Raw genomic sequence first — 23,337 nt, forward strand, 5'->3', positions numbered from 1 at the left:
AGCAGGACCTTGAGTTTCGCGGCTGACAAATGCAAAAAAACAGCCCAGGTGGGGTAAAACGGTTGCCTGAATCCGGCAAAATAGGAAGAATGCCCCGTTTTGCGTTGTGAAGTTCGAGTGCCGGCACCGCTCAGGTGTTGCATTTATAGGTATCTGCATTCGCAGACAGCGCGATTTGATAGCTTTGATAGAGGCAAATATGCAGGAACGGCAGTCGATACATGGTACCTGGGCCAACCGCTGGATCTTTATTCTGGCAGCGACCGGCTCGGCCGTCGGTCTGGGCAATATCTGGAAATTCCCCTACATCACCGGAGAGAATGGTGGTGGTGCCTTTGTACTGGTCTATCTGGTCTGCATCCTGCTGGTCGGCGTGCCCATCATGATGGGCGAAGCGCTGATCGGGCGGCGTGCGCGCACTAACCCCGTCAATGCCATGAAGATCACCGCCAGCGAGTCGGGTCTTTCAACCGGTTGGCAGGCCATCGGCTGGATGGCGGCACTGGCGGGTTTCCTGATCTTCAGTTTCTACTCGGTGGTGGCCGGCTGGGTGCTGAACTATATCGCTGGCATGGTGCGCGGTGACTATATCGATATGGGGCGGGATCAGGCCGCAGCCCAGTTCGAACTGCTGCTGGCAGATCCCAAATTGATGCTGGTCTGGCATTCGGTATTTGTTGTGCTGGTGATGCTGGTCGTGGTCGGTGGCGTTAACAAGGGGATTGAGCGCGCTACCCGTATCATGATGCCGGCGCTTTTTGCCTTGCTGGCGCTACTGCTGGGCTACTCCTTTACGACCGGGCATTTCACTGAGGGTCTGGAGTTTCTGTTCCATTTTGCGCCTGAAGATCTGACCTGGGACAGCGTGCTGGTGGCTCTGGGGCACTCCTTCTTCACGCTGTCCCTGGGGATGGGGGCCATTTTGGCCTACGGCTCCTATATGCCCAAGAATGCGTCTATTGGCGGCACCGTTATGACAATTGCCTTTCTGGATACTCTGGTTGCGCTGGCGGCGGGCATGGCGATTTTCCCTATCGTATTCGCCAACGAGCTGGATCCCGGCGCGGGCCCAGGGTTGATGTTTATCACCCTGCCGGTGGCCTTTGGTCAGATGCCAGGCGGTCAGCTGTTTGGCTTCCTGTTCTTCCTGCTGGTGGGTGTTGCCGCCTGGACATCGGCGATTTCGCTGATGGAGCCGGCAACGGCCTGGCTGGTTGAGCGGCTCAAGCTGGAGCGCCTGCCGGCCTGTCTTATTCTGGGTGCTGCGGGCTGGGCCATGGGGATTCTGAGTCTGGGGTCCTTCAACGTGCTGGCGGACTTCAAGCTCCTGGGGATGACCACCTTCGATTTTCTCGATTTCGTGACGGCCAATATCATGTTGCCGCTCGGCGGGCTCTTCCTGGCGATCTATGTAGGCTGGTTTATGCAGCGCACGGCAATCATGGATGAGCTGGCGATGAAAAAGCCACTGCACTTTATTTTGTGGTACGGCGCGGTGCGATTCGTGGCGCCGGTTGCGGTGGCGATAATATTCGCGCTTAATCTGTATCAAAAATTGGCCTGAAGGACGCTTATCCGATGACCCGTGTCGAGCGCAGCGCCCTGGTGCTGCATACAGCCGAGGAAATGTTTGACCTCATCAATGATGTCGATGCCTACCCGCAGTTTCTGCCCTGGTGTGCGTCCACGGAGCTGATCAGGTCATCGGAAGATGAGTTGGTGGCAACGCTGCACCTAGCCAAGGCTGGGCTGAAGTACAGCTTCACGACCCGCAATAGACTCGATAGGCCGGGGAGGATGATCATCGAACTGGTGCAAGGGCCTTTTGCATCACTTAGCGGTGTCTGGACCTTCACGCCGCTCAGTGATGAAGCCTGCAAGGTGCATCTTGATTTGAGCTTTGATTTTGCCGGCAAGTTGACCGGAATGGCGATGTCCAAGGTGTTCAGCCAGGTGGCAACGACGCTGGTGGATGCCTTTGTGACACGAGCCGACAAGGTATACGGCTAAGTTAATTCAAGGACCTAATACAGATGATTACAGTTGAAGTTGCCTTTGCGCTGCCCAACGAACAGAAAATCATATCGCTGCAAGTGGAAAGTGACTGTACGGCGCATGATGCGGTGATCAAATCTGGCATAGTGGGGTTGTTTCCGCAGATCGATCCCGATCAGGCGCCCATGGGTGTTTTCGGCAAGGCGATTCGAAATCCCCGGGAATATGTGATGCGTGATGGTGATCGGGTCGAAATTTATCGACCGCTGATCGCAGACCCCAAGGAAGCGCGTGCCAAGCGGGCCGCCAAGATGAAGGCGCAAAAGGGCTCCGGTCAGGATTAAGCCTGAAGCGGGTCTTTAAAAAACGGAAAGGAGCAGGTGGGAGCTCGGCAGCGACGGATGCGCTGCCGTAAACAGGTCGTTACTGAGTGGCGACGGGGCGGTAGTCACCGCTGATGCGGCTCAGCTGATCGCCGCTGAAGTACAGGGATACACCTTCCTGGGTTCGGGCTTCTCCGCCCTTTTCCATGCTGTAGATGTAGTCCCAGCGATCTGGGCTGAAGGTATCGGTGATCAGTGGCGTGCCCATCACAAAGCGGACCTGATTTCGGGTCATGCCGGGCTTAAGCTGATTGACCATTTCCTGTGAAACGACGTTGCCCTGCGGGATATCAATCTTGTGGACGCCGGGGAACTCGGCACAGCCGGTGATCAAAACGCTGGCGGTGATGCCGATAAGAAACTTCCGTATCTGCATTAAACTTCCACTATGGTGCATAAACAAAGATAATGAAGTCTAACATCCAAAATCGCGAACAGCATAGAGAAAGATTATGGCGCTTGAAAATCAGGAACTGCGTAAAGCAGGACTGAAAGTCACCCTGCCCAGGGTCAAGATCTACCAGATTCTGGAGCGTGCCGGTGAAGGAGATCACTTTAGCGCTGAAGATATATACAAGTTGTTGATTGAACAGGGAGAAGACGTCGGCCTGGCAACGGTTTACCGGGTGTTGACGCAGTTTGAAACGGCAGGTCTTGTGTCGCGCCATCACTTCGAAGGCGGGCATTCAGTGTTCGAGTTGGCCAGTGATCAGCAGCACGATCATGTGGTCTGTGTACGTTGTGGCAAGGTGCGGGAATTTACCGATCCTGAGCTGGTGCGGCGCCAGAATGCGATTGCAGAAGATCTGGGCTTTCGCCTGACCGACCGCACATTGTATCTGTATGGCCTGTGCAAGGATGGTTGCGAAAAGCGCTAAGCGCTTTTTACAGGACATGAGTTACACACAGGAAAGCCGGTGAAAACCGGCTTTCTTGCGTTTGAAAAGCTGTTAAGCCAGTGCAGGTATTATCCGAAACCCAGCATTTCCCGGGCATGGGCGACGGAGCGCTCGGTGATGTCGATACCGCCCAGCATGCGGGCCACTTCCTGCACGCGATCGTTGCTGTCCAGGTTGCGAATGCGGGTGTGGGTATGCACATCGCCGGCAATTTTGCTGACGAAGAGGTGCTGGTGTCCCTGGGAGGCGACCTGTGGCTGGTGGGTTACGCAAAGGATCTGGGCGCGTTCGCCGAGCTCGCGCAGCATGCGGCCGACGACTTCGGCGATGGCGCCGCCTATGCCGACATCGACTTCGTCGAATATCAGTGTGGGGGTGGCGGATGTCTGTGCGGTAATGACCTGGATCGCCAGGCTGATACGGGACAGCTCGCCGCCTGATGCGACCTTGCCCAGTGGGCGTGCGGGCTGACCACGGTTGGCGCTGATCAGGAATTCCACCTCTTCCATCCCATAGGCGCCCTGGCGCTCCGGCGGCAATGGACTGAGGCTGACTTCAAAGCGGGCGTCATTCATGCCTAGCTCGTGCAGTTGTGCATCCACGGCCTTGCCGAGCAGTCGTGCCGCTTTTTGTCGGCCGCGACTTAGCCGCGCCGCGGCCTTGCTGTAGGATTCCCGCGCTGCGGTGACCGCCTGGGAAAGCAGATCGAGCTCTTCATCGGAGCGGCTCAGGGAGTTGAGCTCCTGCTGCAGTTCGCCGTGAAAACTCACCAGCGTTTCGGGCTTGATGCGGTGCTTGCGTGCTATGTCATAGATGCTGGAGAGGCGCTCTTCGACATCCTTCTGGCGCTGCGGGTTTACCTCAACCCGATCCAGATAGTGGCGAATCTCCTGGCTGGCTTCCTCTATCTGTATCTGCGCGCTGCCGAGCATCTCGGCGGCCTGCTGCAGGGCTGGCGACTGAACGTCGAGAGAGTGCAGCAGCTGTTCGCAGTGTGCCAGCAGGCTCAGGCAGTTGGCCTGTTCGGCGTCGGCGGTGAGCTCCAGCAGCTGGTGACCGGTGTGCAGAATATCATCGGCATTGGTCAGGGTTTTCTGCTCTTCTTCCAGTGCGCTGAGTTCATCGTCCTGCAGCCCAAGCTGATCCAGTTCGTCTGTCTGGTAGCTGAGTAGCTGGATGCGGGCGGCCTGTTCCGCGCTTTGTTCTGTGAGGCTGCTTAGTTCCTGATCCAGCCGGCGCCAGCGCAGGTAGGAGTCACGTACCTGGTTGGCCTGTTTGCTCTGGCCTGCGTGTTCATCCAGCAGAATCCGGTGGTAGTCGCGCTTGAGCAGGCGCTGGTGCTCATGCTGGCCGTGGATATCCACCAGGTGACTCGCCAGAGTGCGAATGGCCGTGACCGGACAGGGCTGGCCGTTGATATAGGAACGCGAGCGCCCTTCGCGGGTGATTACCCGACGCAGGATGCAATCGCCTGCCTGGTCGAGATCTTGCTCCTGCAACCAGGCGGTGGCATCGGGAAGACCGCTGATATTAAAACTGGCGACAATCTCGGCGCGCTCGGCGCCCGTGCGTACCACGCCTGTTTCGGCGCGATCGCCCAGGGCAAGGGCGAGGGCATCGAGCATAATGGACTTGCCGGCCCCGGTTTCACCGCTGACAACGGTCATGCCGGCGGCAAGTTCCAGGTCCAGGCTTTCGACAATGGCAAAGTTGCGGATCGTCAGCTGACTGAGCATGATGGTATTTACCTGTGTTTTCATACAGTACTTTTACTGTATAGGTCATTTCCATGGCCGTTGCAATCATCGCCGCGCCGCGCAGCAAATTTTTTCGGTGCTAACGGTTGAATCACCGGTGAATAACCCCATATACAGCAGCAGTAATGTTTTCAAACATCTTTGCGTTGAGGTGGGTAGCAGGAATGGCAGAGCAAGAGAAAAATCCGGCGGATGAAATCCTGGAATCACCGGTAGCTGAAGAACAGAAGACAGACGCAGACGCTGCAACAGCAGATGCCGCAGAGCTGCCTGATGCTCAAACCCTGGCTCAGGAACTCGAGACTGTCACCACTGAAATGGATGAGTTGCGCGATCAGTTGCTGCGCACCCAGGCCGACTTCATGAATGTTCGTCGTCGTGCCGAGCAGGACGTGGAAAAAGCGCACAAGTTTGGTGTCGAGAAGTTCGCCAACGAAATGCTGCCGGTGCTGGATAGCCTGGAGCGTGCGGTTGAAAATTTCGACAAGGAAGATGCTGCGACCCAGGCCATTCGTGAAGGTGTCGAGCTGACGCTGGGCATGCTGGTGTCGGGTCTGAACAAGTTCAAAGTCGAGTCTGTCGAGGCGCAGGGTGCGCCCTTCGATCCGGCCCTGCATCAGGCCATGTCGCTGGTGGATGCGCCTGATACGGCGCCCAACACCGTGGTCGCGGTGGTGCAGAAGGGCTACACCCTCAACGGTCGTTTGTTGCGCCCGGCGATGGTCATGGTTTCGAAAAGTTAAGCAGAGACTTTAGGGGCTGGCGCTTGAAACGGCGATATTCGGCCCTATATAGAACTGCAAGCAAGTTAATCGGATTTCGTGCCTTGCAACACAGGCACTGCAGAACTGGAGCAAAGAGACATGGGTAAAATTATTGGTATCGACCTGGGAACCACCAACTCCTGTGTGGCGATCCTGGATGGCGACAAGACTCGTGTGCTGGAAAACGCCGAAGGCGACCGCACCACGCCGTCCATCATTGCCTACAGCGACGATGGCGAAATCCTGGTAGGGCAGCCGGCCAAGCGTCAGGCTGTAACCAACCCGACCAATACCCTGTTTGCCATCAAACGCCTGATCGGCCGTCGTTTTAAAGATGATGTCGTCCAGAAAGACATCAAGATGGTGCCGTATTCCATTGTTGAAGCCGACAATGGCGACGCCTGGGTTGAAGTTAAAGGCAAGAAGATGGCTGCACCCCAGGTGTCTGCCGAAATCCTGAAAAAAATGAAGAAGACCGCCGAAGACTACCTGGGTGAAGCGGTAACTGAAGCCGTTATCACAGTGCCGGCCTACTTCAACGATGCTCAGCGTCAGGCGACCAAGGATGCTGGCCGTATCGCCGGTCTGGACGTCAAGCGCATCATCAACGAGCCGACAGCCGCTGCACTGGCCTACGGTCTGGACAAGGGCAAGGGTGACCGCACCATCGCCGTATACGACCTGGGTGGTGGTACCTTCGACGTATCCATCATTGAAATCGCCGATGTTGATGGTGAGCACCAGTTCGAAGTACTGGCTACCAACGGTGATACATTCCTCGGTGGCGAAGATTTCGACCTTAAGCTGATCAACTACCTGGCGGCTGAGTTCAAGAAAGAGTCCGGCATCGATCTGCACCACGATCCGCTGGCACTGCAGCGTTTGAAAGAAGCCGCCGAGAAGGCCAAGGTTGAACTGTCCTCTGCCCAGCAGACCGACGTCAACCTGCCGTACATCACCGCCGATGCTACAGGTCCTAAGCACCTTAACGTCAAGGTGACCCGCTCCAAGCTGGAATCCCTGGTTGAAGATCTGGTCAAGCGCACTCTGGATCCATGCCGTATTGCCCTGAAAGATGCCGACCTGAGCGCATCTGCTATCGACGAAATCATCCTGGTGGGCGGTCAGACCCGCATGCCTATGGTGCAGAAGTCCGTTGCCGAGTTCTTCGGCAAGGAACCGCGCAAGGATGTTAACCCCGATGAAGCTGTTGCCATTGGTGCTGCTATTCAGGGCGCCGTACTGTCTGGCGATGTTAAAGACGTACTGCTGCTGGACGTAACGCCGCTGACCCTGGGTATTGAAACCATGGGTGGTGTAGCTACAGGTCTGATCGAGAAGAACACCACTATCCCGACCAAGAAGTCGCAGGTGTTCTCTACCGCTGACGACAACCAGAACGCTGTCACCATTCACGTGGTGCAGGGTGAGCGCAAGCAGGCGGCGCAGAACAAGTCGCTGGGCCGTTTCGACCTGGCAGATATCCCGATGGCGCCGCGTGGCGTGCCGCAGATCGAAGTCACCTTCGACCTTGATGCCAACGGTATCCTGAACGTGTCCGCCAAGGACAAGGCCACCGGCAAGCAGCAGTCCATCGTGATCAAGTCTTCTTCCGGCCTGTCGGATGACGAAATCGATCAGATGGTAGCGGACGCTGAGTCCCACGCTGATGAAGACCGCAAGTTCGAAGAGCTGGCTCAGGCTCGTAACCAGGGCGACGCCATGGTTCACTCGGCGCGCAAAACGCTGACCGAAGCCGGCGACAAGGCAACTGCAGAAGAGAAAGAGCAGATCGAGAAAGCCATTTCCGAACTGGAAGAAGCCCTCAAGGGTGACAGCAAGGAAGGTATCGATACCAAGGTTGCTACCCTGACCGAAGCTATCTCCGGTGTGGCACAGAAGATGTATGCCGATGCCGCAGCAGAAGCTCAAGGCGAGCAGGCAGGTGAAGAAGCGTCCGGCAAGCCCGGCGAAGATGCTGTCGATGCAGAGTTTGAAGAGGTCAAAGACGACAAGAAGTAAGTCGTTGAGTAGCTTCGCAATACTCTGAAATGTGGCAGCGCGGGCAATAGCCCGCGTTGTCGTGTCCGGCTCCCGGTGGAGCCAACCGCTGCAACATGACAGACCCGCTTATGTCCAAACGAGATTATTACGAAGTGTTGGGCGTGTCGCGAGACACGGCCGACCGCGATATCAAGAAAGCCTACCGGCGCATGGCGATGAAGTTTCACCCGGACCGTAATCCGGGTGATGCTGAATCTGAAGACAAGTTCAAGGAGGTCAACGAGGCCTACGAAGTACTGTCCGATGCGCAGAAAAAGGCCGCCTACGACCAGTATGGCCATGCCGGTGTCGAGCAGGGCGCCGGAGGCCAGGGTGGTTTTGACGGCGGCTTCTCCGATATTTTCGGCGATGTCTTCGGCGACATTTTTGGTGGTGGCGCTGGTGGTGGCCGTCGTCGCAGTTCCGTGCAGCGTGGTGCAGATCTGCGTTACAACCTGGATCTGAGCCTCGAAGATGCTGTGCGCGGTGTCGAGAAATCGATTCGTGTACCTACGCTGGTCGGCTGCGATCCTTGTAATGGTTCCGGCGCCAAGCCCGGCACCAGTGCCAAGGTCTGTGGTACCTGTGGCGGTAATGGCCAGGTGCGCATGCAGCAGGGCTTCTTCTCGGTCCAGCAGACTTGCCCGACCTGTCGTGGCGAGGGCAAGGTGATTTCCGAGCCCTGCGGCAGCTGCCGTGGTCAGGGTCGGGTTGAGCAGGTTAAGACGCTGTCGGTGAAGATTCCGCCAGGTGTGGATACCGGCGATCGTATTCGCCTTTCCGGTGAAGGTGAGGCGGGCAGTCACGGCGGCCCGGCCGGGGATCTGTATGTGCAGGTTAACGTTCGCCAGCATCCGATCTTCGAGCGCGACGGGCGCGATCTATACTGCGAGATACCGATCAGCTTCGTGGATGCGGCGCTCGGCGGCGAACTCGAAGTGCCGACCCTGAACGGTCGGGTCAAGCTGCGGGTTCCTGCTGAAACGCAAACCGGCAAGCTGTTCCGTCTGCGGGGCAAGGGCGTAACCCCTGTGCGCGGTGGTCCTGTGGGTGACCTGCTGGTGCGTGTGGTGCTGGAGACGCCGGTGAGCCTTACCAGTCGTCAGAAGGAGTTGCTGAAGGATTTCCAGAAGGATACCGAAGGCGGCAAGAAGCACAGCCCGAAAAAAAATTCGTTCTTTGATTCTGTTAAGCAGTTTTTCGAAGATATGACCTGATCAAACCGGGTGCCTGACAGGTACCCGTGTTTCGCATCCAAGGGGGAGCTATGAACTCTGTAGCCATAGAACCCGCCGCGCTCTGGGCCCAGCTTCAGCAGGAAGCCAGGCTTGAGATAGAGCGTGAGCCCTTTCTGGCAAGTTTCTATCATGCCGCCATTATCAGTCACAAGGACCTGTCCTCGGCGCTGTCGTTTCTGCTGGCCTCAAAGCTTGCCGACGAAGTTATGTCGGCGGTTTCGCTGCGCGAAATGATCGAGCAGGCCTATGCCGACGATCCGGGCATTATCCACTGTGCCTGCCTTGATCTGATGGCCGTAAAAACCCGTGACCCGGCGGTCGACAGTCTCTGTACCGTATTGCTGTATCTAAAGGGCTTTTCTGCGCTGCAAACCCATCGTGTATCCCACAATCTCTGGAAACAGGGACGTCGTGCCCTGGCGCTTTATTTCCAGAGTCGTGTGAGTTCGGTGATGCAGGTGGATATTCACCCGGCGGCGCGTATTGGTCACGGCGTTATGTTCGATCACGCCACCGGTATTGTTATCGGTGAGACCAGTGTGATTGAGAACGATGTCTCGATCCTGCAGAACGTGACCCTTGGCGGTACCGGCAAGGACAGTGGCGACCGTCACCCCAAGATTCGCGAAGGTGTGTTGATCGCCGCGGGCGCCAAGATCTTCGGCAATATCGAAGTCGGTGCCGGCGCCAAGGTTGGTGGCGGCAGTGTGGTGCTGGAAAATGTGCCACCCCACACCACTGTGGTGGGTGTGCCGGCCCGGGTGGTGGGTCATCCTGGCTGTGACAAGCCGGCGCTGGACATGAACCAGTCTTTTCCCAAGGACGGTTGCTAGTAGCCAGACAGGCTGCCAGGCCGCGAGTGGCGCAGTGCTGTCACAGCTCAGCCTCCCTTTTTCGACGATGGATTCTGTAAACATGATTCGAGTAGCAGTTACCGGTGCAGCCGGGCGTATGGGCAAGACCAATATTGAGGCGCTGCATCTGGCAGAAGGCGTCGAGCTGAGTGCCGCCATTGTTGAGCCAGGCAGTTCGCTGCTGGGCGCCGACGCGGGTGAGCTGGCCGGTGTCGGGCGTCTGGGCGTTGCGCTTGTGGGCGATATCAACGATGTGCTGGATGACTTCGATGTACTGATCGACTTCACCACGCCGGCGACCACTATGGATAACGTTGCTATCTGTGCCCAGCACGGCAAGAAAATCGTTATCGGTACCACGGGCCTGGACGAGGAACAAAAAGGCGAGCTGGAAGTGCGTGCCACCCAGATCGCCATTCTGTTTGCACCCAACATGAGCGTTGGTGTGAATGTCTGCTTCAAGATTTTGGATCTGGTCGCCAAAACCCTGGGCGATGACTACGATATCGAAGTCATCGAAACTCACCACCGCCATAAAGTAGATGCGCCTTCAGGCACTGCGTTGCGTCTGGGTGAGGTCGTGGCCAATGCGTTGGGGCGGGATCTGAAGGAATGTGCAGTCTATGGCCGTGAAGGTCAGACGGGGGCACGTTCACGCAAGGAAATTGGTTTCGAGACCATTCGTGCCGGCGATGTGGTGGGTGATCATACGGTTCTGTTCGCTACCGAAGGCGAGCGCATCGAGATTACCCACAAGGCCAGCAGTCGCATGACCTTTGCCAAGGGCGCTGTACGGGCTTCCCTGTGGCTGGGTCAGCGTGAACCGGGCCTGTACGACATGCAGGACGTGCTGGATCTGCGCTAAGATCGGTGGTGAACATTGAGTAAAAGGGAGCCCTGAGGCTCCCTTTTCACTTTTAGGCGTCTGGATTCAAGTGACATTGTCGTTCTTGCGGGGCTGGGGAAAGAGGTGCCCGCAGGCAAGGAGGAGCTGTATGTACAAGCTGTGTTTCTATGTACCGGATGAAAATCTGCAGAGCGTAAAGCAGGCGCTGTTTGATGCCGGTGTGGGTCGCATTGGTGATTACGACAGCTGCTGTTGGCAAACCCTGGGTACGGGGCAGTTCCGGCCTCTTGCAGGCAGTGATCCGCATATTGGCCGTCAGGGTGAGCTGGAGCAGCTCAGTGAATGGAAGGTGGAAATGGTGTGTGACGACAGTTTGATTCGTCTTGCCGTGACCACCCTGAAGCTGGCACACCCCTATGAGGAAGTGGCGTTCGATGCCTGGCGCCTGGAGTCTTTTGACGATTGACAACGAAGCGGCAGGTTTTTTTGGCTGCTTATTGATCTGGATCAATAACACAGCAGGTAGCGTTCGACAGTCTGGCTGATGCCCTGCTACAAGGGCGTTTGTTCTTGTAACCGTTCGCTTTTTGGTTTTCTGCGCTGGCTGTTTGAGATAGCCGCTGGGGCCTGCCCGGATTTTACTGTGACGCGCAGCAACGGTTATATCCCCGCGTTATTTCACCTATTTACTGCTGGTCCAAACATGTCTTTTCGTACTGACGCTACCCTGATGCCCCGCTATCTGACTGTGGGCGTGATCGGTGCTGTTCTGCTCCTTTTGTTGGTGGTTCTGAGCGATCTGATGGGTAGCAATTATCTGGATAGCCGCGGCGCGCTCGATCTGGCGGCGGCGGTGATCTTGCTGGTGTCGCTGTTTTATGGCCGCTGGAACAAGGCACTGTTTGCACGCTACCAGCATGACATCAATAGGCGTGAGCTGGAGTTGACCCGCAACGCTCAGGCGCTGCAGGTTGCGGCACGGGTATTCGACGCTTCGCGGGAGGGCATTATCGTTTCTGATGCGAACAACAGGATTCAGGCGGTCAATAGCGCTTACTGCGAGATCACCGGCTACAGTGCCGAGGATGCCATAGGCCGCAATCCGTCCTTTATGTCGTCGGGGCGGCACGACGCGGGCTTTTATCGCCAGTTGTGGCACGAGCTTGAGCAGCAGGATTGCTGGCAGGGGGAGGTGTGGAACCGGCGCAAAAACGGCGAGCTGTACCCCGAGTGGTTATCCATCAACGTGCACCGCAATGCTGAGCATCAGATCGAAAACTATATTGCCACCTTCCGTGATATTTCCGAGCGCAAGCGAGCCCAGGAACGGCTGAGCTATCTGGCCAGCTACGATAGGCTGACCGACTTGCCTAACCAGCACTTGTTTGCGGAGCAGGTCAGTCAGGCCATCGTACAGTCGGGGGGCTTTGGGGAGCTTGTGTTTGCGGTTCTGTTGATCGATCTGGATCGCTTTCGCAATATCAATGACTCGCTGGGGCGCGAAATAGGCGATCGGGTCTTGCAGGGCGTCGCCGGTCGTCTGGTCGAGCTGATGCCGCAGGGTGGCATCTTGTGTCGCCAGGGTGGGGATGAGTTTGCCGTGCTGCTACCGGATGAGCCCTCGTTGCTCAGAGTCGGAGCGCTGGTTCAGACGCTGCTGACGCAGATCGCACAGCCGGTAACGCAGCAGGGGCAGGAGTTGATAGTGACCCCCAGTATCGGTGTGGCAGTTTATCCACAGGATGGTAATGACTATTCAACGCTGCTGCGCAATGCCGATGCCGCGCTCAGCTTCGCCAAGGCACAAGGGCGCAATCAATATCAGTTTTTCATGCCGGCGCTGAATCGTCGTGTATCGAAGCGGTTGCAGACTGAAAATGCCCTGCGTCAGGCGCTGAGCCGTAATGAATTGCGCCTGGTGTATCAGCCGCAATACTCTCTGTCCAGTGGTGGACTGTCGGGTTCTGAAGCCCTGCTGCGCTGGCATTCTGCCGTGCTTGGGCCTATAGGGCCAGCAGACTTTATTCCGCTGGCCGAGGAAACGGGTTTGATAGGTCCGATCGGTGACTGGGTACTACGCAGCGCCTGTGAGCAAGGCGCGCAGTGGCTCGCCCAGGGCATTGCAATGCCGCTGGCGGTGAATGTGTCGGCCTGCCAGTTTCGGCCAGAGCTGCCTGCCAAGGTGGCTCATGCGCTGCAGGACTCCGGCTTTGAGGCGCATCTGCTGGTGATTGAAGTGACCGAGACCGCGCTAATGCAGGATCTTGATCAAACGACGCAGCTGTTGCTGCAACTCAAGAAACTGGGGGTCACTGTGGCGCTGGATGATTTCGGCACCGGTCATTCAAGCTTGGCATACCTGAAGCGCTTCCCGCTCGACAAACTGAAGATTGACCGCTCATTTGTCAGTGGTCTGCCGGAGGATGCGGATGATAGTGTCATCATCAAGGCGATGCTGGATGTGGCCCGGCATATGGGGTTGAGTGTGGTGGCTGAGGGGATCGAGACGCTGCAGCAGCAGGACTTTCTGGCATCCCTTGGCTGTGAGACCGGACAGGGATACCTGTATGCCAAGCCGCTGAGTACGCGGCAGATGACGGCGCGCCTGGCGGCAGCAGCCATGTATGAACCTCAGCCAGAATTGCGACAGGCGTAATGCTTGTCGGTGTTTTTGGTTACTGCGTCTGGCGCTCGCCCTGCTGCAGTCGTTCACGTACCTGATCTTCGCTTTGCTGTATCTTTTCCCTGATATGCTCCTTGCGCATCAGGGTCTGCTCGGTTTTCAGGGCCACGGCAGCATCGCAGCTTTTCATGCTCACTGCGCCTATCGCAATGATTGCCAGTACCATCATCAGCCGCAGCATTCTTGTCTGCCCTGTTATTGTCTGAGTGCTCGAAACCCGCTCGCGCCGGTCGCGCCAAGTCCTGAATATTAGCAGTCTGTCGGGTTTTTCCGCGGTAGATAGTCTTAGATCGGCATGGGACAGAGGGCGACCGGCAGTAATTTCAGAAGGCGTTGGCCTGGATAAAGCCGTGTATGCCGGTGAGGACGATCTGGGACGCCATCGCTGCCAGAATCAGGCCGGTGACCTTGCTGAGAATATTCAGCCCGGTGCGGCCCAAAAGGCGTTCCATGGCGGTGGCCATGTGCAGAAAGCCCAGCAGGCAGCCCAGAGCCGCCATCATGCCGGCGATGCCAAAGATCATGTTCAGCCCCTCTAACTCTGCGCCGTACACCAGAATAGCGCCTATGGTGGCGGGCCCTACGATGGTGGGCATCGCCAGTGGCACTACGGCGATATCGTCACGCTGCTCGTGGGGGAGTTCGGCATTGACGCGCACGCCATCGCGCACCAGGCTCACGCCGGACAAAAACAGCAGTACACCGGCGCCTACACGGAATGAATCCAGTGTGATGCCCAGGGCATCAAACATGGGGCTGCCGAAGAAAAACAGCATCAGGCAGATAAAGAAGGCTGCGAGAACCGCACGGTTGGCAATGGAGCGGCGCTCGGCGCGGCTGTCGTTGCGGGTCAGTGACAGAAACATCGAGACCACAAAAAAAGGTGCGAACAGGAACAGAAACTTGATCCAGGTGGTAACCAACAGGCTCATTGCTACAGGGCTCAAAAAGTTGGGAGGGGGCGCATCTTATCACGCTATACGGGTATACCTGTATCTATTGCAGGCGTAGCGGATCAGTATTACTGATGCCGCTGCAAAATAATTAACTGTCATTCATACCCCTGCGCGTTATCCTGCCCGATTTTATCGTCGCCTGTTTTCGCGGCGCCTTTATTGGATATCGCTGTCATGTCGTCCCGTATCACGCCCATTCTCTGTCTGACACTGGCCATGCTGCTGTGGGCCAGTGCCTTTATCGCCCTCAAGCTGGCGTTCCGCCATTACGATCCCATGGTGGTGCTGGCGGGGCGCATGCTGGTGGCATCATGCTGCTTTTTTTGGGTGCTGCGACGGTTGGGGCCTGTGAGCTACAGTGCCGGCGACTGGAAACTTATCGGCCTGCTGATGCTGGCCGAGCCCTGCCTTTATTTCCTGTTCGAGGCCAGCGCGCTGCAGTACACCAGCGCGGCCCAGGCCGGCATGATCACCGCGTTATTGCCGTTGCTGGTTGCCCTGGGTGCCTGGTTCTTCTTGCGTGAGCGCTTGCGATTGCAAGCCTGGATGGGTTTTGCCCTGGCGGTCGCAGGCGCGCTCTGGCTGAGTTTTGCCGCTCAGGTATCGGATGTGGCGCCTAATCCGTTACTGGGCAACTTCCTCGAGTTCTGCGCCATGTTGTGCGCCATGGTCTATACCCTATGTCTTAAACGGCTGTCATCACGCTATTCACCCTGGCTGCTGACGGCGCTGCAGTCGTTTTGTGGCACGCTGTTCTTTGTGCCAGCGCTGGCGGTGCCAGGGGTGGAAATGCCGACCGTCTGGGTAACGGAGGCGGTACTGGCCATCCTGTATCTGGGGCTGGTGGTGAATATTTTTGCCTACGGACTCTTCAATCTCGGCGTGTCCTGGATTCCGGCCAGCCAGGCGTCGGCGTACATCAACCTGATTCCGGTGTTTACCGTTATCCTGGCCTATGTGCTGTTGCGCGAAACCCTGAATGTTCAGCAACTGGCTGCTGCGGCGCTGATTATTGGCGGTGTGGTGTTGAGTCAGTGGCCCGAGTCGCGGTCGGCGACCCAGGCGGTGGCGGGCTGAAGGCAGAGTGACAGTGCGCAGGCTTACTCGATTTCGATCAGTATCTCGCCCGGTGTAATGCGATCACCCTTGGCAACATTTACGGCCTTGATGGTTCCGGCAATTGGCGCCTGCACCTCGGTCTCCATTTTCATGGCTTCGGTTACCAGAATAGCCTGACCTGCCGTCACGGTATCGCCTACGCTGACCAGTACATCAACGATGTTACCCGGCATGGCAGTGGTGACATGGCCGGGGCTCGTCGCCTTGGCACGGTCGCTGGCAGCGCCTGCCACGTAAAGGTTAAGGGGTTCAAACACCACTTCCTCGGGCATGCCATCCAGCGTCATGAATATGTGTCGCTTGCCTGAGTCCAGAGTGCCGACACCGGTCACGGCGATCTCATAGGTTTCGCCGTGCAGGTCAATCTTGAATTCGGTAGGAACGCCCTCACCACTCGCACGGCTCTTGCTCTCGATGCCTTGGAGTACTTCGGGCTTGAGCGTGCCGTCGCGGCGCTCGCTGAGGAACTGGCGGCCTATATCCTGGAACATGGCAAAGGTCAGTACATCTTCAGGGCTCTGGGCCAGGTCGCCGATCTCTTTTTTCAGGCGCGCCATTTCGGCGGGCAACTGGTCTGCCGGGCGCCCTTCATTGATTTCGCCATTGCCGATGGCCTGCTTCTGCAGTTCCTTGTTGACCTCCGCCGGGGGCTGGCCGTAACCACCTGCCAGATAGCGCTTCACCTCGTTGGTGATGGTGTTGTAACGCTTGCCCGACAGCACGTTGAGTACAGCCTGGGTGCCAACGATCTGAGACGTTGGCGTCACCAGAGGCGGAAAACCAAGGTCTTCGCGCACGCGGGGAATTTCGGCGAAGACTTCGCGAATCCGCCCGAGAGCATTCTGCTCCTTAAGCTGGTTGGCGAGGTTCGACATCATGCCGCCCGGCACCTGGTTTATCTGTACGCCGACATCCTCGCGGGTAAATTCGCTCTCGAACTGGTGGTACTTTTTCCGCACTTCGCGGAAGTAGTCACCAATTTCCTGCAGCAGCTCCAGGTCCAGCCCGGTATCCCAGGGGGAGTCGCGCAGCGCCGCTACCTGGGATTCGGTGGCCGGATGGCTGGTGCCCCAGGCGAAAGCCGAGATGGCGGTATCTATATGCTCGGCGCCGGCTTCGATGGCCTTTAGCTGGCACTGTGCGGCTATGCCTGCGGTGTTGTGGGAGTGGATAAAGATTGGCAGTTTGACCGCCTTGCGGATAGCTTTCACCAGCTCGTAGGTGGCGTAGGGCGTCAGTAGCCCGGCCATGTCCTTGAGGGCTATTGAGTCTGCGCCCATTTTCTGCAGCGCCTTTGCCTGTTTGACGAACAGCTTGGTGGTGTGAGCCGGGCTGGTGGTGTAGCAGATGGTGCCCTGGGCGTGCTTGCCAGCTTTCTTTACCGCCTTGATGGCGGTTTCCAGGTTACGCAGATCATTCAGGGCATCGAAGACGCGAAACACATCGATGCCGTTGGCGGCGGCGCGTTCGACAAAGGCTTCGACTACATCATCGGCGTAGTGGCGGTAACCCAGCAGGTTCTGGCCACGCAGAAGCATCTGCAGGCGGGTATTAGGCAGTGCGGCCTTGAGCTGGCGCAGGCGCTCCCAGGGATCTTCCTTGAGGAATCGCACGCAGGCATCAAAGGTGGCGCCGCCCCAGACTTCCAGCGACCAGTAACCTACCTGATCCAGCTTGTCGCAGATGGGCAGCATGTCTTCGGTACGCATGCGGGTTGCGATCAGGGACTGATGGGCGTCGCGCAGAATAACGTCGGTTACATTAACTTTGCTCATTTTCTTTCCTCTGGGTACTGCCCGGCGGTTTGCTCAAGTGCCGCCTGCAGTACCAATTCTGAATTCAGGGCTCGCGTGTGGCCTGCGCTGCTGTTTTTACTGCAGCTTATCCGGGCGTCAGAGTCCGGCATGGGCGGCGATAGCGGCGGCGATGGCCAGAGCGATTTCGCTGGGGTGACGTTTTTCCGAATAATTCAGCAGTTCCGGATGGTTGGGAACAAAGCTGGTGGTGAATACACCGCTGCGAAAGTCCGGACTCTTGAGAATTTCCTGATAATAGGGCGCCGTAGTGCGAACACCCTGCAGGCGCATGTCAGCCAGGGCCCGGGCGCCGCGATCCAGGGCGTCTTCCCAGTTCAGCGCCCAGACCACCAGTTTCAGACACATGGAGTCGAAGTAGGGCGGAATGGTGTAGCCGGTGTAGATGGCGGTATCGGTACGCACGCCAGGGCCGCCGGGGGCGTAGTAGCGGGTGATCTTGCCAAAGCTGGGCAGGAAGTTGTTTTTAGGGTCTTCTGCGTTGATGCGAAACTGCAGCGCATAGCCGCGGTGCTGAATGTCCTGCTGGCGGTATTGCAGCGGCAATCCGGCGGCGATGCGGATCTGTTCGCGGACTATATCGACGCCGGTGATCTGCTCGGTAATGGTGTGCTCGACCTGCACGCGCGTATTCATTTCCATGAAATACACTTCATTGTTCGATAGCAGGAATTCAACGGTGCCGGCGTTTTCGTAATGCACTGCGCGGGCGGCCCGTACCGCCAGTTCGCCGACATAGGCGCGCTGCTCCGGTGTCAGCTGTGGGCTGGGGGCGATCTCGATCAGCTTCTGGTTGCGCCTCTGTATGGAGCAGTCACGCTCGAACAGGTGAATGACTTCACCCTGACTGTCGGCGAGTATCTGTACCTCTATGTGTTTGGGGTCCACGATGCACTTCTCGAGGAATACATCGGCCGAACCAAAGGCCTTGGTGGCTTCGGAAATAACACGGGGGTACTGGGCGCGCAACTCGGTCGGGTTGTCGCAGCGGCGGATGCCACGGCCGCCGCCGCCGGAGGTCGCCTTGAGCATAATCGGATAGCCGATCTGCTCGGCCACGCTGAGCGCCTGCTTGAGGTCGGCCAGGTTGCCGTTTGAACCTGGCGTGACGGGAATACCTGCGCTGATCATGCTGCTGCGCGCAGCGGTCTTGTCACCCATGCGGGATATTACGTCGGCATTGGGGCCGACAAAGGCAATACCACGCTCGGCGCAGATGCGGGCGAAGTCGGCGTTTTCAGACAGAAAACCATAACCTGGGTGAATGGCGTCACAGCCAGTCTCCACCGCGAGACTGACGATGCGGCGCGGATCCAGATAGCCCGCGAGAGGGTCTGCTCCGGCGAAGTGAGCCTCATCGGCACGCTTGACATGCAGGGCGTAGCGGTCAGGCTCGGTGAATATGGCGACCGAGCGGATACCCATTTCTGCGCAGGCTCTGACTATCCGTACGGCAATCTCGCCACGGTTGGCGATCAACAACTTTTTGAACATTGAGTTCCTCCGTCAGCGGGAGCGCACATGCGAAGATGATAGTGGTGCGTCAGTGACCGTTTTAAGGTAGTACAGGCACAATGTTAATTAAAAATTGATATTTTTTTGTTTTTGTATAATTTTTGGCTTATACATTGTGTCAAAATCGCCCCGCAAGGGGATTGTTCGGTGAGAATCCGGTCTTTGCCCGGTGTTAACTGTTGAGAGATTCGTATGGCTTATTCACTGCCACAGCTGCTGAACCGGCTTTCATTTCGTCAGCTTCAGGTGTTTTCGACGGTTTACCGTCTGAAAGGCTATAGTCGTGCAGCTGCTGAACTGGGGCTGACACAGCCGGCCATCAGTGCCCAGATACGCCAGCTTGAACAGGCCCTGGGGCAACCGCTGTTCGATTACGTCGGCAAAAAACTCTATACCACCGCCGCCGGTGAGCAGCTGGCGAGCAGTGTGCGGCAGATATTTGGTGAGCTGGAGCAGCTGCAGATGCAGTTGTCCGAGCTTGAGGGAACTGTGTCCGGTACCCTCAGCCTGGCGGCGGTCAGTACAACCCAATATGTGGTGCCTCATCTGCTGTCGGGGTTTCTGAAGCAGTATCCCAAGGTTGAGGTCAAGATGAAGGTGGTTAACCGTGCCCAGGCCATCGAGCGCCTGGCGGAAAATCACGATGATCTGGTGATCATGGGCATGGTGCCTGAGGATCGCTCGCTGACCTTTATGCCGTTTTTGGATAACGAGCTGATCGCGCTGGTGCCTGCGGGGCATCCATTGGGCAAGAAAAAATCGGTACCGCTGGCGACCTTTCTGGCGCAGCCGCTGCTGCTGCGCGAACAGGGTTCCGGCACCCGGCGGGCGCTGGAGTCTTTCTGCTCCGAGCACCGTTTGCCGCTCAATGGTTATATGGAGCTGGGCTCCAATGCGGCGATCAAGCACGGTGTGCTGGCAGGGCTGGGGGTGGCGGTGATGCCGCGTCTCAGCGTACAGCTTGAGCTGGATAACGGCCTGCTGCAACAGGCTCATGTGACCGGCTTTCCGCTACGTCGATCCTGGTGTACGGTCTATCCGCGCAGCAAGCATCTGACGCCTGTGGCCGAGGCCTTTGTGGCCTATGTGCGTGATAATCTGGCCCAGATCAAAACCCAGTTTGAAAACCTCTACGGCCCACGCGACCCAGAATAGTACAAGGGGGCTAAAGGCCTGTCTGGCTTTTCCGCAGTGGATCAGTGTTAAGTCCGACAGGCTGTTAGCAGGCCATGTACTTGCCCCTGGGCGTGTCCAGCTCGAGGTGGCGCAGTGGGAAGCGGTTGTTGCGACGGTCTTCGAAGTAGAATCTCAGGGCGTTGTGGATGGTCTGGAACGCCAGGTCCTCCCAGGGAATCTCCTCCTCGGTAAACAGTTCGACCTCCAGTGATTCTTCTCCCGGGCCAAATTCCGGCGTTTTCAGTTCGGCCAGATAGAGCATCTGTACCTGATTGGCGTGAATGATGGACGTCACAGTGTAGAGCTCGCCAATGCTGACCTGGGCGCGGGCTTCCTCCAGCGTCTCGCGGGCGGCGGCCTGTTCCGTTGTTTCGCCATTTTCCATAAAGCCGGCCGGCAGCGTCCAGTAACCAATGCGCGGGGCTATGGCCCGCTTGCACAGCAGTACACGATCACCCAGTACCGGCAGGCAGCCGGCGATGATGCGCGGATTCTGGTAGTGGATAGTGCCGCAGCGGTCGCATACGTGGCGCGGGCGGTTGTCACCCGGCGGAATACTCTGGCTGACGCTGTGCCCGCAATCGCTGCAATAATTCAAGACATGTCCTCTTCTGATTGCCTCCATTCTAATGGCAGGCCTTTGTCGGCGACAAGGCTGTTGGCTGCGGTGGTGTTTTGGCATTCATTTTTGGCCCTGCGCCGCGTTATCATGGCGTTACTATTCGTGAAAGAGTGACCTCATGCTTGAGTTGCTGCGCCGCCGCCTGGCCGATTACCGGCCACGTCGCCTGTTATCGGAACGTCCCAATGCCAGTGTGCTGATCGCCCTGACGGACGAGGCTGAGCCGCACGTCATCCTTACAAGACGTGCCTCCCATCTGTCGACCCATCGGGGAGAGGTCGCCTTTCCCGGTGGCAAGCAGGACGATACCGATCCAGATCTGCTCTTTACAGCCCTGCGCGAGGCGCAGGAGGAAGTGGGCCTGGAGCCAGGGTTGGTGGATGTGCTGGGGCCTCTGGGGCAAGTCATGTCCAAGCATCAGTTGCAGGTAACGCCCTGGGTCGGGATAGTGCCGCGGGATGTAATACTTACACCGAGCCCCGCGGAGCTTGAAAGTCTTTTCCGGGTGCCGCTGAGCTTCTTTATGGAAGATCGACGCCAGCGTACCGATATAGTGCGTTTTCGGGGTATGACTCACTATGTGCCGGCCTACGAATATGATGGTTACGTTATCTGGGGTTTGACCGCCTACATGCTGGTGGAACTGCTGAATGTCGGCTTTGACGCCGGTATCCCGATGAAGCCCCGGCCTGAACATGACCCTGGTGGTTATTAACCTGATTTCTTCCGGGCAGGCGCAATGATGCGGCATCCCTGTTTCGCGCAGTGACCCTTAGGGTTACTAACCGTATTTTGGTTGTGCAGAGTTTTGGAGACTTATGGAAACGATTGAAAAAGAGCGGCCGATACGCAGCCCCTGTGTCGGTGCCTGCTGTCCCGGTGAGCGCAATCTGTGCACCGGATGTCTGCGCAATGCGATGGAAATCGCCGAGTGGGGTGTGCTGAATAATGATGAAAAGAGAGCGGTGCTGGCTTTGATTCGGCGGCGTGAAAAGGGTGAAGTCTGTTAGGAAGCCTAAAGCATGAACGTAATGATTGATCTGTGTGTTGTTCCGCTGGGTGTCGGGGTATCAGTGTCACCCCATGTGGCGGCCTGCCAACGGGTGTTTCAGGATGCGGGTCTGAGTCATCAGATGCATGCCTATGGCACTAACGTGGAAGGGGAGTGGGAAGCGGTATTTGCCGCGGTGCGGCGTTGTCATGAGGTGCTGCACGACATGGGTGCGCCCCGCGTGTCGACCTCAATGCGGGTGGGTACCCGTACCGACCGTGAACAGACTATTGCAGACAAAATTAGTAGCGTAGAGCAAAAGCTGGCGCAGTAGTTCAGATCTCTGGCCGGCGTCGCTGTCAGGTGTGAGCGGCGCCGGCCAGTGTGCGTTTATTCGTCTTCGTCGTTGTGCGGGCTCGAGTGATAGCGGAAAACCCGTGCCGTCTTGATCAGGTTGTCACTGATCTGCAAGGTTTCAAAGCGGTAGCTGTTCAGCTCCAGGCAGACATTGGCATCGGGAATGGATTCAAGGTTCTCGGTAATCAGGCCGTTGAGGGTTTTGGGCCCGTCGGTGGGCAGATCCCAGCCCAGGCTCTTGTTGACCTCGCGAATGTAGGCCGTACCTTCGATAAAGAAGCTGCCATCTTCCTGTGGGTGGATTTCCTGATTGCTGGCCTTGTTCTGGGCCGACAGTTCGCCGACGATTTCTTCCAGAATATCTTCCAGCGTAACTATGCCGAGAATATCGCCGTATTCGTCCACCACCAGGCCAATGCGGCGGCTTTCGTTCTGAAAATTGAGTAGCTGGGTATGCAGCGGTGTACGTTCGGGTACGAAATAGGCTTCGCGCACCACCTGTAAAATCGAGGCCTTGGTGACCTGGCCTTGCTGAATCAGCTGGGCAAGGTTGCGCATGTGCAGTGTGCCGACTGCCTTGTTGATGTCGCCGTGGTAAACCGGCAGGCGCGTATGGCTGGTGTGGGACAGTTGATGCAATAGCTGATCCAGATCGTGATCCAGGTCGATACCTTCGACTTCATTGCGCGGAATCATGATGTCGCTGACGGTGACATCGTTCAGCTCGAGCACGCCGAGCAGCATGGACTGATTGGTCTGTGGCAACAGGGCGCCGGCCTCGTGCACCAGGGTGCGCAGCTCTTCGGTGCTGAGCAGGTGATTGTTGCCCTCGCCCACCTTGATGCCGAACAGGCGTAGCAGGCCGTTGGTAATGCTGTTAACGACCCATACCAGCGGGTAGGTGATCTTCAGCAGTGGCAACAGCACATAGGACGCCGGAAACGCGATGCGCTCGGGGAACATGGCTGCGACAGTCTTGGGGGAGACTTCAGCGAAAATCAGAATAATCAGGGTCAGGCCCGCTGTGGCGATGGCGATGCCGGCGTCACCCCACAGGCGTACCGCGACCACGGTCGCGATGGCGGAGGCGAGGATGTTGACGAAGTTATTGCCGATCAGGATGACGCCAATCAGTCGGTCGGGCCTTTCCAGCAGGCGGCTTGCCTTGCGAGCGCCGCGGTGCTTGTTCTTCACCAGGTGCCGCAGTCTGTAGCGGTTGAGCGACATCATGCCGGTTTCAGAGCTGGAGAAAAAAGCCGAACAAAAGATGAGGAAGATGAGAATCCCGACGAGGGTACTTATCGATGCGTCTTCCAAGACGGGT

The 23,337-nt window shown here is 57.4% G+C and carries 24 protein-coding genes; 16 read left to right on the top strand and 8 right to left on the bottom strand.

Features of this window, described 5'->3' with window-relative positions:
• Window positions 1-199 precede the first annotated feature (199 nt).
• Genes MPRO_RS01515 through MPRO_RS01525 form a run of 3 tightly spaced genes read left to right on the top strand, consistent with a single transcriptional unit; the run spans window position 200 to window position 2,339 of the window.
• Complete coding sequence (locus tag MPRO_RS01515) at window positions 200-1,564, top strand: sodium-dependent transporter (RefSeq protein ID WP_067286162.1); 1,365 nt, start codon at window positions 200-202, stop codon at window positions 1,562-1,564.
• A gap of 14 nt (window positions 1,565-1,578) precedes the next feature.
• Window positions 1,579-2,010 (top strand): type II toxin-antitoxin system RatA family toxin, encoded by a 432-nt coding sequence (locus MPRO_RS01520; protein ID WP_067286164.1) that lies wholly within the window; start codon window positions 1,579-1,581, stop codon window positions 2,008-2,010.
• Window positions 2,011-2,033: 23 nt separating this feature from the next.
• A complete protein-coding gene (locus MPRO_RS01525; RefSeq protein WP_067286166.1) occupies window positions 2,034-2,339 on the top strand; it encodes an RnfH family protein in 306 nt (101 codons plus the stop codon).
• 79 nt (window positions 2,340-2,418) lie between these two features.
• On the opposite strand, the gene MPRO_RS01530 is transcribed toward MPRO_RS01525, so the two are convergent.
• Window positions 2,419-2,754 (bottom strand): outer membrane protein assembly factor BamE, encoded by a 336-nt coding sequence (locus MPRO_RS01530; RefSeq protein WP_082708385.1) that lies wholly within the window; start codon window positions 2,752-2,754, stop codon window positions 2,419-2,421.
• Between the two features lie 76 nt (window positions 2,755-2,830).
• Here MPRO_RS01530 and fur point away from each other — a divergent pair, with 76 nt between their 5' ends.
• On the top strand, window positions 2,831-3,256 hold the full coding sequence (gene fur / locus MPRO_RS01535) for a ferric iron uptake transcriptional regulator (protein ID WP_067286168.1): 426 nt from the start codon (window positions 2,831-2,833) through the stop codon (window positions 3,254-3,256).
• Window positions 3,257-3,345: 89 nt separating this feature from the next.
• On the opposite strand, the gene recN is transcribed toward fur, so the two are convergent.
• Window positions 3,346-5,013: a DNA repair protein RecN gene (recN, locus tag MPRO_RS01540; protein WP_067286290.1), complete on the bottom strand. Its 1,668-nt coding sequence runs from the start codon at window positions 5,011-5,013 to the stop codon at window positions 3,346-3,348.
• 185 nt (window positions 5,014-5,198) lie between these two features.
• On the opposite strand from recN, the gene grpE reads away from it, so the two are divergent.
• The 7 genes from grpE to MPRO_RS01575 all read left to right on the top strand — a co-directional run bounded on the left by grpE (window position 5,199) and on the right by MPRO_RS01575 (window position 13,436).
• Window positions 5,199-5,777, top strand: a complete 579-nt coding sequence (gene grpE / locus MPRO_RS01545; protein WP_067286169.1) for a nucleotide exchange factor GrpE — start codon at window positions 5,199-5,201, stop codon at window positions 5,775-5,777.
• A gap of 120 nt (window positions 5,778-5,897) precedes the next feature.
• Window positions 5,898-7,820 (top strand): molecular chaperone DnaK, encoded by a 1,923-nt coding sequence (gene dnaK, locus MPRO_RS01550; protein WP_067286170.1) that lies wholly within the window; start codon window positions 5,898-5,900, stop codon window positions 7,818-7,820.
• A gap of 110 nt (window positions 7,821-7,930) precedes the next feature.
• Window positions 7,931-9,058, top strand: coding sequence for a molecular chaperone DnaJ (gene dnaJ / locus MPRO_RS01555; protein ID WP_067286171.1), 1,128 nt, complete (start codon window positions 7,931-7,933; stop codon window positions 9,056-9,058).
• Window positions 9,059-9,108: 50 nt separating this feature from the next.
• Window positions 9,109-9,912: a serine O-acetyltransferase gene (gene cysE, locus MPRO_RS01560; protein WP_067286172.1), complete on the top strand. Its 804-nt coding sequence runs from the start codon at window positions 9,109-9,111 to the stop codon at window positions 9,910-9,912.
• A gap of 82 nt (window positions 9,913-9,994) precedes the next feature.
• Window positions 9,995-10,798, top strand: a complete 804-nt coding sequence (gene dapB / locus MPRO_RS01565; protein ID WP_173645489.1) for a 4-hydroxy-tetrahydrodipicolinate reductase — start codon at window positions 9,995-9,997, stop codon at window positions 10,796-10,798.
• 130 nt (window positions 10,799-10,928) lie between these two features.
• Window positions 10,929-11,246, top strand: a complete 318-nt coding sequence (locus tag MPRO_RS01570; protein WP_067286173.1) for a YqfO family protein — start codon at window positions 10,929-10,931, stop codon at window positions 11,244-11,246.
• Window positions 11,247-11,483: 237 nt separating this feature from the next.
• Window positions 11,484-13,436, top strand: a complete 1,953-nt coding sequence (locus tag MPRO_RS01575; protein WP_158651716.1) for a putative bifunctional diguanylate cyclase/phosphodiesterase — start codon at window positions 11,484-11,486, stop codon at window positions 13,434-13,436.
• 19 nt (window positions 13,437-13,455) lie between these two features.
• On the opposite strand, the gene MPRO_RS01580 is transcribed toward MPRO_RS01575, so the two are convergent.
• Together MPRO_RS01580 and MPRO_RS01585 are read right to left on the bottom strand one after the other, a co-directional pair.
• A complete protein-coding gene (locus MPRO_RS01580; RefSeq protein ID WP_067286177.1) occupies window positions 13,456-13,644 on the bottom strand; it encodes a hypothetical protein in 189 nt (62 codons plus the stop codon).
• A gap of 142 nt (window positions 13,645-13,786) precedes the next feature.
• Entirely contained in the window at window positions 13,787-14,395 is a 609-nt protein-coding gene (locus tag MPRO_RS01585) for a MarC family protein (protein WP_067286179.1), read from the bottom strand.
• Window positions 14,396-14,593: 198 nt separating this feature from the next.
• Here MPRO_RS01585 and MPRO_RS01590 point away from each other — a divergent pair, with 198 nt between their 5' ends.
• Window positions 14,594-15,496, top strand: a complete 903-nt coding sequence (locus MPRO_RS01590) for a DMT family transporter (protein ID WP_067286181.1) — start codon at window positions 14,594-14,596, stop codon at window positions 15,494-15,496.
• Window positions 15,497-15,519: 23 nt separating this feature from the next.
• On the opposite strand, the gene oadA is transcribed toward MPRO_RS01590, so the two are convergent.
• Together oadA and MPRO_RS01600 are read right to left on the bottom strand one after the other, a co-directional pair.
• On the bottom strand, window positions 15,520-17,313 hold the full coding sequence (gene oadA, locus MPRO_RS01595; RefSeq protein ID WP_067286183.1) for a sodium-extruding oxaloacetate decarboxylase subunit alpha: 1,794 nt from the start codon (window positions 17,311-17,313) through the stop codon (window positions 15,520-15,522).
• A gap of 117 nt (window positions 17,314-17,430) precedes the next feature.
• Window positions 17,431-18,846 (bottom strand): acetyl-CoA carboxylase biotin carboxylase subunit, encoded by a 1,416-nt coding sequence (locus tag MPRO_RS01600; RefSeq protein WP_067286186.1) that lies wholly within the window; start codon window positions 18,844-18,846, stop codon window positions 17,431-17,433.
• Between the two features lie 213 nt (window positions 18,847-19,059).
• Between MPRO_RS01600 and MPRO_RS01605 the strand changes: the two genes are divergently transcribed.
• Window positions 19,060-20,022, top strand: a complete 963-nt coding sequence (locus tag MPRO_RS01605; protein WP_067286188.1) for a LysR family transcriptional regulator — start codon at window positions 19,060-19,062, stop codon at window positions 20,020-20,022.
• 64 nt (window positions 20,023-20,086) lie between these two features.
• Here MPRO_RS01605 and MPRO_RS01610 read toward each other — a convergent pair whose 3' ends face one another.
• Window positions 20,087-20,641 carry an NUDIX hydrolase gene (locus MPRO_RS01610; protein ID WP_067286190.1) on the bottom strand — a complete coding sequence of 185 codons (555 nt, stop codon included), beginning with the start codon at window positions 20,639-20,641 and terminating at the stop codon, window positions 20,087-20,089.
• A 142-nt stretch (window positions 20,642-20,783) separates the two neighbouring features.
• Here MPRO_RS01610 and MPRO_RS01615 point away from each other — a divergent pair, with 142 nt between their 5' ends.
• From MPRO_RS01615 to MPRO_RS01625, 3 genes are all read left to right on the top strand, one after another.
• A complete protein-coding gene (locus tag MPRO_RS01615) occupies window positions 20,784-21,380 on the top strand; it encodes a CoA pyrophosphatase (RefSeq protein WP_067286192.1) in 597 nt (198 codons plus the stop codon).
• A 103-nt stretch (window positions 21,381-21,483) separates the two neighbouring features.
• Window positions 21,484-21,675 (top strand): DUF1289 domain-containing protein, encoded by a 192-nt coding sequence (locus tag MPRO_RS01620; protein ID WP_067286194.1) that lies wholly within the window; start codon window positions 21,484-21,486, stop codon window positions 21,673-21,675.
• Between the two features lie 12 nt (window positions 21,676-21,687).
• Window positions 21,688-21,990 (top strand): MTH1187 family thiamine-binding protein, encoded by a 303-nt coding sequence (locus MPRO_RS01625; RefSeq protein WP_067286196.1) that lies wholly within the window; start codon window positions 21,688-21,690, stop codon window positions 21,988-21,990.
• A gap of 56 nt (window positions 21,991-22,046) precedes the next feature.
• Here the strand turns inward: MPRO_RS01625 and MPRO_RS01630 are convergent, their stop codons facing one another.
• Window positions 22,047-23,330, bottom strand: coding sequence for an HlyC/CorC family transporter (locus MPRO_RS01630; RefSeq protein WP_067286198.1), 1,284 nt, complete (start codon window positions 23,328-23,330; stop codon window positions 22,047-22,049).
• Window positions 23,331-23,337 lie beyond the last annotated feature (7 nt).

The organism is Marinobacterium profundum, from assembly GCF_001528745.1.
Taxonomy (GTDB): domain Bacteria; phylum Pseudomonadota; class Gammaproteobacteria; order Pseudomonadales; family Balneatricaceae; genus Marinobacterium_A; species Marinobacterium_A profundum.